This is a genomic window from Suilimivivens sp., assembly GCF_037359455.1.
GTDB lineage: Bacteria > Bacillota > Clostridia > Lachnospirales > Lachnospiraceae > Suilimivivens > Suilimivivens aceti.
The window spans coordinates 37,950-46,767 of record NZ_JAXXXI010000056.1 but is presented as its reverse complement, the minus strand read 5'-3'; the positions used below and the strand labels follow the sequence as shown (position 1 = coordinate 46,767).

8 protein-coding genes are annotated in these 8,818 nt (G+C 41.7%); all 8 read right to left on the bottom strand.

The window, feature by feature from the left end; genetic code table 11:
* Positions 1 to 55: 55 nt before the first annotated feature.
* Positions 56 to 2,596, bottom strand: a complete 2,541-nt coding sequence (locus WJQ40_RS12735; RefSeq protein ID WP_337540663.1) for a polymer-forming cytoskeletal protein — start codon at positions 2,594 to 2,596, stop codon at positions 56 to 58.
* Positions 2,597 to 2,640: 44 nt separating this feature from the next.
* Positions 2,641 to 3,960 (bottom strand): prepilin-type N-terminal cleavage/methylation domain-containing protein, encoded by a 1,320-nt coding sequence (locus WJQ40_RS12730; protein ID WP_337540661.1) that lies wholly within the window; start codon positions 3,958 to 3,960, stop codon positions 2,641 to 2,643.
* 24 nt (positions 3,961 to 3,984) lie between these two features.
* Positions 3,985 to 5,136, bottom strand: coding sequence for a hypothetical protein (locus WJQ40_RS12725; protein ID WP_337540659.1), 1,152 nt, complete (start codon positions 5,134 to 5,136; stop codon positions 3,985 to 3,987).
* Positions 5,133 to 6,746, bottom strand: a complete 1,614-nt coding sequence (gene pilM, locus WJQ40_RS12720) for a pilus assembly protein PilM (RefSeq protein ID WP_337540657.1) — start codon at positions 6,744 to 6,746, stop codon at positions 5,133 to 5,135. The genes WJQ40_RS12725 and pilM overlap by 4 nt, the downstream gene beginning before the upstream one ends.
* Before the next feature lie 105 nt (positions 6,747 to 6,851).
* Complete coding sequence (locus WJQ40_RS12715; RefSeq protein WP_337540656.1) at positions 6,852 to 7,610, bottom strand: prepilin peptidase; 759 nt, start codon at positions 7,608 to 7,610, stop codon at positions 6,852 to 6,854.
* Positions 7,611 to 7,613: 3 nt separating this feature from the next.
* Positions 7,614 to 8,060, bottom strand: a complete 447-nt coding sequence (locus WJQ40_RS12710) for a type II secretion system protein (RefSeq protein WP_337540655.1) — start codon at positions 8,058 to 8,060, stop codon at positions 7,614 to 7,616.
* A gap of 161 nt (positions 8,061 to 8,221) precedes the next feature.
* On the bottom strand, positions 8,222 to 8,482 hold the full coding sequence (locus WJQ40_RS12705; RefSeq protein ID WP_337540653.1) for a hypothetical protein: 261 nt from the start codon (positions 8,480 to 8,482) through the stop codon (positions 8,222 to 8,224).
* 68 nt (positions 8,483 to 8,550) lie between these two features.
* On the bottom strand, positions 8,551 to 8,739 hold the full coding sequence (locus tag WJQ40_RS12700) for a hypothetical protein (protein WP_337540651.1): 189 nt from the start codon (positions 8,737 to 8,739) through the stop codon (positions 8,551 to 8,553).
* Positions 8,740 to 8,818 lie beyond the last annotated feature (79 nt).

The following is an 8,818-nucleotide window of genomic DNA, read 5'->3' as shown; positions in this document are numbered from 1 at the left end:
ATTCTGTTGTTTTGTCCATTGCCTAAGTTCCATCATCTGTTTCCCGAAAATTTGATCAGTGTCTTTCTCCCTTTTGCCAGTTCTCATAATACATAAAATCCGTATACTCCGTACTGGTTATCCGCTGTGATGTATCATTATATTTATGGTTTTTATCGCTTACAAGGGTATCTTTTTCCTGTGCCTGCCTGAAGTAATAGCTTGCATAGCCTGCAAGAAAATCTCTGTCTACCTTATCCTCTTTGATCCCGGAAAGCTCTTTCTGCTCAGCCTCCAGAATCGCCTGTACAATTCCCCTGTTTGCCTTAATCGTTCCCGAAGTAGATACCGTGATCTTTCCACCGGCAATGACAAGACCCTCTACGCTGCCGTTAATGATAACATCACCTTTACAGATGATAATCCCTTTAACATTGCCATCAATTTTAGAAGGATCAGAACCATTAATTGTTCTAATTTTAATATCATATCCTTTCAATTTTCTGTCTTTATCATTCACGATATTATCAAATTTAATAAAATAACCTGCCGGTAATTCTGCTTCCGATAATCCTTTCGCTGAAATATCAGAATTCAGGCTATCCAGAACCAGCGTATCGTCTACCATCCCATACGCCTCTGCCGGATCCAGCCTTTTCGTGAAATATACAAAATGCTTTGCCATATTCAGGCTTTCTGTATATACTTCCGGTTTCGGAGCCGTATTATCTATAACACTTCCATCTGTTGTACTTGTCACTGCACCCTTAGTATAGATCTTGCAGCCACTGCCATCGATCTGAATGTCAGATTCAATTCCTGTTTTTTCTGCTCTTTTTAAAACACTCTGTTTTAATTCCCACTTCTGTCTTTCTTTTGTATATTCTGCCGAAGTTTCTACAGGCTCTGTAGCCTTCATGACCTCTTCCACATATTTGGCTTTATTTGATTCACTTTGGAAATTCAGGTAAAAATAAACATAATTCTTTCCATTCACCTTATATTCCACTGCCGTAACGGGATCAGCAGAATTGAGTTCTCCACTTCCAAACCATTCTGTCAGCTTTGATTTTTCATCCCCCACTGGTGGGCACGCCTCTTTCACATTAATATAATCTGCTGCACCTGCGTTTTTCGTCTGTCCCTCCACCGGATTGGTTTCATACAGAATTTCCTGTGGTGCCAGATATAAAAGCTGATTATAGCGAAGCGCCAAGGATTCTCCCGTCTGATACTCATCCAGCTTATCTCCTGTGCCTTCTGTATCTGCATAGGAAGCTTCCGGATCTTTGAGATCCACATAAGCAAGCCCTGTAACAATAAGGCTGTCAAGTCCGGTCAGATCTAAGGTTGTATCATTGGCATTCAGGATAATTGATGAGCTACTGGCATGCGCTGCACCATTGCCTTCTGAATCTCTCTTATATTGATCACGAATCTCACTTTTCCCTGATGTCTCATAAGCAGAATTCACACCACTGACAATTTTATTATTATTGTAACCATAATAATTGCCACGAAGAGATGCTGAGCTCCCTCTTGCATTCAGTTCCAGATCGTCAGCAAGATAGAAATTAGCATCTGCTGATAATGTACTTGTACTTGCAGGTGCATCTTTTCCTGTTACCAGTGCTCCGGGATGATTATTTTCAACTGTTCTGATATTTTCCGCCCACAGATTTGTAACCGCTTTTTTCCCACTTGGAGAAGATATCGTCAGATCTGACTCGCACAGGTTCAGATCTCCTTTCGTGATCACATAATTGGTATTTGCAAAGGTAATCTTACTTTGATAAAGGTTCATGCCATCATATACCTTGCCTTCAGAATAATGATATCCCTGATACGCAGCATTCTTATCTTTGGAATCCGTTCCGGCATAAACATTTCCTTCAATCCTTGCATCCGCATTTTTGAAGTAAATACCCTGATTTCCAATCAGAACATAATCAAGTACTCTGGAATAATCCTGAAAAAAGCTGATATAAGGCACCTCAACCACGATATCTGTCGTCACGGTTGCTTCAAACCCCGTTGTTGCATTACTTGCCACTTCCCGGTACCTGACTGTCACACCTTCAAAAGTATATCTTGCCATGCTGCCAGCAGCGTCATTTTCCACTTTCGTCTGTATATAATCCAATACCTCTGCCTGCTTTGCCGTACTGCCATCCGCATTCTGCCCTGTTGCAGCTACCGTCAGATAGCTTTGCAGAATAGCAAGGGTTTCGTCCCTGTGCTCCCCATCAGCTCCGAATTTACTTTCCAGCCTGCCCCCAAACAGGTTTACAAACTGCTGATAAGCTGCTGTCTGACTTCCATATTGTGAAGTCCCGTCTGCCATCGTTACCATAGCAAGGGTATCGTTATACGCCTTGGCCAGATATTCTGAAATATCTCTTCCAAGTCCGTTATACACATCATCCAGCACCTGTTCATCCTCATAAAAGTTTCTTTTATTCCGATACTCCAGCTGCTTCATCTTCAGATTGGAAAAGCTGACTGACAGAATAATTGATGCCAATACCACCATAAAGCTGACTCCAACCAGTACTGTGATCAATGTTGAGCCGTCATTTTTCCGGTACTTACCTTTACTTTTTTCTTTAACTATCACGCCATATCCCGACATTAACAATCCCCTTGTCTTTATCAGATTTCCTATTTCTTCTCTATCTTGGTAGACTCTACCCTGACTGCAGCTTTTCCATCCTCATCCAATAGTTCCACCGTTATCTTATAACAGCGTGCTTCATAATTCCCTTTGCCGATCAGCTTCTCCAATTCTGAAGACTCATCATCAATTTCCCCGCTTCTATCCCACAGATTGCTTTTGATATTAGTATAAAATGTGCCGACATCTCCATTTTCAACTTCGCCATTTTTATAATAAGATTCACTGCTGAAATAACTGATGCCAAATACTGTAATCTCATCAAAATTGTAATCCGTCTTGTTTTTACCATTTTTCGTATATCCTCTGATCAGGTATACATTTACAGGCATATTCTCCGTCCCGCCACCAGTAATTGTAATCGTATTTTTGCAATGCTCTGATGTTGTTGGTGTAATTCCCTCCGGCTGAAAAGCTCTGGCAAAAATAAATACATTTCCTCCGCTTCCTTCACCGCATTCCTCTGAAATGGAAGAATCAGCATTTTTTTCACTTTTCGTCGGGGAATACGGATAGGTTCCCGTATATACTCTGTAATTCAGTTCTTCTCCGCCGCACCGGTACGTTACATCACAGTTCACACTGATCGTGGCACTGCCGGAATCATCTGTTTTAATTTCTATATTAATGTCTTTCTCAATCTGCCTGCTGATCTCATCTGCAGTCATGGAAATCCCTTTGGCAGACAATCGGTTCTGAAGATTCCTTACTACTGCACTGACTGAGCCGGAAGCAGCCTCATAGCTGTTGATTTCATCTGAGATCACAGGATATCTGGACGCATCTGCATCCGTCACGTTCACCAGTGCTGATACATTTATATCTGATGCCATTCCCGCTGCATTTTCCTGACTGTACACAGCAGGCTCAAAAATTGTCCTCATGGTATATGTCCTGCCAGATATCGTCACATCATCCTTCTGGAAATAAAAGGGCGTAAAGAGTTCCTTCTGTTTCTCTGCATCAACTGTACCACTGAATGCCGCCTTAATGCTTTCTGCATTATTATAAACGTCCGGGAACAGATCTCCATTGACAATGTCTGTCCTTGCTACTCCCTCCGCACTCATTTTGTCCGTGTACTGCTGAACTGTCAGTGCTTTGATCTTTTCGATTTCCTCCTGTGCATATGCAGTAGCCTTCTGGGTTTTATTTGCTTTGAAATTCAGTGTCGCTGCTGTTCTCATTCCCTGAAGAATAGGGATACTGATAATAGAAATAATAGCAACGCAAACAAGGACTTCAACCAAGCTAAAGCCCTCATTTGCGTTTTTACCATTTCTGCTGTTAAATTTCATTGCCTTCATGGAATCGCTTCCTTTTATCTCTTGCTACTTTGTAAAAATATCCCCCGTCTTTCCCTTGATCGTTACTCTGGGATTTTCTTCATCATCATTCTGTACAGAAAGATATACGATCGTATCTGTGTTGTTAACAATATCTACCTGAACAGATACCTTGTCCTTATCATCTGCCCTTTCAGAACTTAAAATTTCAAATCCGATCTGTCCATCTGCAGTAAAAGGAATTCCTTCTTTTACTGTTTTCTCTTTTCCCACGCTGTAATATGCTGTATACTCGCCATCCGTACCTTCAAATTCGATCGCAGCCTTCTGTAATTTGTTTTCATCATTTACAAGATAGGTTTTCTCTGCCACATCTGACATCTGCCCCATGATAAAGGCTTCATCATCTGCGTCCGGCTGATTCAGCATCAGGAAAAACTGAGCACTCTGATTAGTTTCCTCATTAAACACCCCGCTTGCCTGCGTAAATATATTATTGGTTCCCTGAATCATCTCAGGTTCCAAAAAGCTGACAGGATTCCGGTCTTCTCCCTTTAATGCATACTGGATCAGTGTAAAATTACCGTTTACCTGATTCATATCCATTGCATAGCTTGCTGTAAGTGAGGTAATAACCATTCTGTCATTATAATTCTCTATATAATCCAGGAACTCTTTGAATTCCTCATATCCAGCCGTATATGAAAAATCTGTACTTGTTGATATTCCGGTCAGTCCCGACGTAACTGCTGTCTGACTGGTTGTATCTGCATAGACAGAATCATCCGTCACATCCCCAGTATCTGCCTCTACCTGATCAATTGCTTCCTGCGTTGGCGCCGATGTCATCTGCATTGCTACATCTTCACCAAATCCCACCTGATATAATGAGATCGGTAATTTTTTCTCTGTATTATCCATAAAAAGCAGACTGGCTTCCTGCGGAATATCTGAAGGGAAACGGTTCATCAGCTCTTCTTTTTTCACTGCAATATTTTCGGCTTCCTCCTGATAAGTACTGCCTGCTGCTACAATCTGATCCAGGTAGCTTTTTCTGCTCTGCAGTTCACTGATCTCACGCGTAAGAGCTTCACATTTATTCATTGCCGGCTGTACCAGCAATACAAGAGGCAGACAAAAAGCTGCAATTACAGCAAGAATCAATAACAGGTTTTTATCCTTTTCCGTTAGTTTCATGACTCACTGTCCTCCCCTGTACTTTGTTCTGTATTTTCCTCTTCCGTCACTTCCTCACTATTTTCCTCAGGAAAATTCAATTGAAGGTTAAGATTATAAGCAGATGTACTATTTCCAAATTCATCATACGTATCTGCTACATTTTCCACCCTTACATTGGATACATAGGAAAGCTTCTTCAGTTCAATCACAAACTTGCTCAGTGCGCTTTTCCCTCCTGCAACACCAGTAATATCTACCGCTCCATTTTCTGCAGTCAGGTTTGTAATTCCGACGCTTTCCGGCATCACCTCTTCCAGATCAAGAATCATCGTATACAACATCTCATTACTGTTCTTCGTACTGTCATAATATTCTTTTATCTGTGTATAATCCGACTGTGCGTTATTATATGCATTATAGACTGCCTCTGCCGGTTCTTCTGCTGCGATCTGTGTTTCCAGATTAGCCTTTACTTCCTTCATAGTAAAGTATTGCCAGATAAAGAATCCAGCCATGGCTGCATTGGCAAGCAGTGCAACTGCGATCAGCAGGTAAGCGATCCTATGCCAGTCCGTACCTTTCTTCTGTTCCCCTGCCTTTAAATTCAGGGACTGCATCATGCTTCCAAGAAGCGGCAGATAGTCAGCCAGCAGCTCATAATTCAGTCCGTGCAGATTCTTCTTGGCAATCTTTACCCCATTCAGCTCCTTGATGGTCACTACCTCAAGTCCCAGCTCCTTGCCAAGGATCTCAGTAAAGCCGATCAGATTGATTCCGGTTCCCATCAGCCGGATCTGTTCGATCACAGTACCAGGATTCCTGCTGGTATGGAATTCTGCCATTCTTGTTACGGAAGATGAGAAATCGCGGATCACTTCACTGTATTCCTCCGGTGTCAGCTCCTGACCCAGTTTTCTTGGATCTGACAGAATCGCTTCTGCCTCTTCCTCGTCTATGCTCTTAAATTCAGCCAGGTTTCTGATAATAGTCTGCTTTCCATAAGGTATGGATCTTTTGAAAAGCTGCACCTTGTCCCGCATGATGCTGACCATGGTTGCATTTTCGTCCATCTGGATAGCCAGTACAACACCCTGCGTCAGCTGCTTTCTCAGAAGCTGGTACAGAGAGTTATTATAATAATCGACTGTTTCCACCGGCATTTTCAGCATGGAAGCCAGGCGGTAATATTCCTCTACCATCTGCTTCTGCACCGCTGTTACCAGAATGTTATTATTCTTTCCTTCGGCATTCTCTACCGTTTCCAGTACCGTATGCCGGATAATATAATCTTCCAGATTATTCATCGGGAAGTAGTCTTCTATGTTAGCTTTGATCATTTCTTCAATCTTGGCTTCGCTCTTTACATAAGGAAGGATTACTTCCTTATTTGCGATTTTTCTTGAAGTAATGACAAAAGCGATCTTTCCACGTTTAATGTTATTATTCTTCAGTGCAGCATACAGTACCTTTGCGACAGCTTCCACGTCTACAATAACACCATCATCTACTGTGCCGGATGGCAGCTCCACCTGAAAAGCATTTTTCACAGTGATCGCAGCACCGCTTTTGGCAATTTCGCAGATCCTCATATCACTGTTTTCTATTAATACGGAGAGTATATTTCCCATGAATAACTCTTCTCCCTTCTTCTGTGTTTTGAGCTGTTTCTCCTACATATAAATATCTTTACGGGCATCCGGGCATTCAACCGTCCATCATTTCCCGTCTTTGTTCTAAAAAAACAGACGTAAGTACCATGTTATTATAGCATTCCCATATAACATTGCAAAGAAAATTCCCAGTGCAAGATATGGTCCAAATGCCAGCACTCTGTCTTTTTTCTGTACCTTCATCAATATCAAATGAATGACAGATCCTGCTACGGATCCGATCACCAGTGCAAGCAGGATCTCCTTCCACCCAAGCAGAAGTCCTGCTGCCGCCATCAGCTTGATATCACCGCCGCCGATTCCATTGCCTCTGGTGATCCAGTAAATAATCATAAAAATCCCACTGACAGTAAAAAAACCTATCACATAGCTATACCAATGTGGCAGGTCTAATATAAGCCGGACAGCACCAAGAGCCAGAATAACCAGATTACATCCAAAAGGTATCTCGTAGGTTCTGAAATCGATCATGCTGATCACTATCAGAGTAGATGCACATGCACAAAACAGTACACTTTCCAGTTCAAAACCCTTTACAGCAAAGATCCAGATATAAATCAGTCCGTTTGCCAGTTCAATAAGCGGATACTGCAGGGAAAGCTTTGTCTTACAGCTTCTGCATTTCCCACCCTGTATCAGGAAGCTGATCACCGGGATCAGCTCATACCACTTCAAAACGTTCCCACAGCTCATGCAGTGGGAACGTTCTAAAACGATATCTTCTTTCCTTGGAATCCTGTATATACATACATTCAAAAAGCTTCCAATGGTGATCCCGAAAAGGAACACCATGAGAAATAAGATTAGGTTGATCATTACCATTTATTACTTAATTTCCAGATTAGCTGCCACTGACGCATCTGCTGTGGGAATTGAAACTGTAACAGCACTATTGCTGGTTACCTGATACTTAATTCCCTGACCCTTATATGCCTTGGATTTCAGTTTTGCTTCAACATTAGCTGCTGTGTCACCCATAATTTCTTCTACTAATGCACCAAACTTCTTACTTGTATCAATTGATGTAATATCTTCTGCAGTACTCATTGTTGAAGGAGCACTTCCATCATCTACTGTAGGATCAAGCATGGCTGTAACGATTGCTGTTCTTACTGTATCTGCTACCTGTGTGTCAGCTGAAACTCTACTTCTCTCAACATACTTCAGTAACTGGGGTGCCAATACACCAACCAAAATTGCCATAATGGCAATTACAATAATCAGCTCCACTAAGGAAAATCCCTTGTTTCCCATACTCTTTTGTTTCTTCATAACAACTATCTCTCCTTTTTCCTTTTTAGCAGAACATGTTATTTATCGCATAATTCCGCTTAATTCTTTTTCATTCTATCACTTTATCGTCATAATGTACAGATTGATTTAGCATTTTCTTCGATTTTTTTACATTCTGCTGTATCATTTTTCCTATTCTGCTATTTTACAGGCATTTTTTCCCTTATCTCGTCGATTGTTTTCTGTCTGCACTTCACTGCTGCCCTGATATCTTTATCCGTAAAATTCCGGTTGATCATATTCTGGATTATTGAGGTCTTTCCTTCTTCTCTCCCTCTGGCTCTCTCGTCTGCCAGTATCTCTTTCCATGCACTGTCCATATCGTATCCTTCTCCTTCCTCTTCCGTTTTCTGATACCTCTTCTTTTTCTTTAATAGTTCCGGCCAGTCTGTCAGTGTCACTATCGTCTCCCATGTTTCTTCCGTCAGGTTTCCATAGGCTTTCTTATATCTGATCCAGTGCTCCCGGCTTATCTCGCTGCCTGGCAGGCATTTTTCTCTCTTACCTCATCGATTGTTTTCTGTCTGCACTTCACTGCTGCCCTGATATCTTTATCTGTAAAATTCCGGTTGATCATATTCTGGATTATTAAGGTCTTTCCTTCTTCTCTCCCTCTGGCTCTCTCGTCTGCCAGTATCTCTTTCCATGCACTGTCCATATCGTATCCTTCTCCTTCCTCTTCCGTTTTCTGATACCTCTTCTTTTTCTTTAATAGTTCCGGCCAGTCTGTCAGTGTC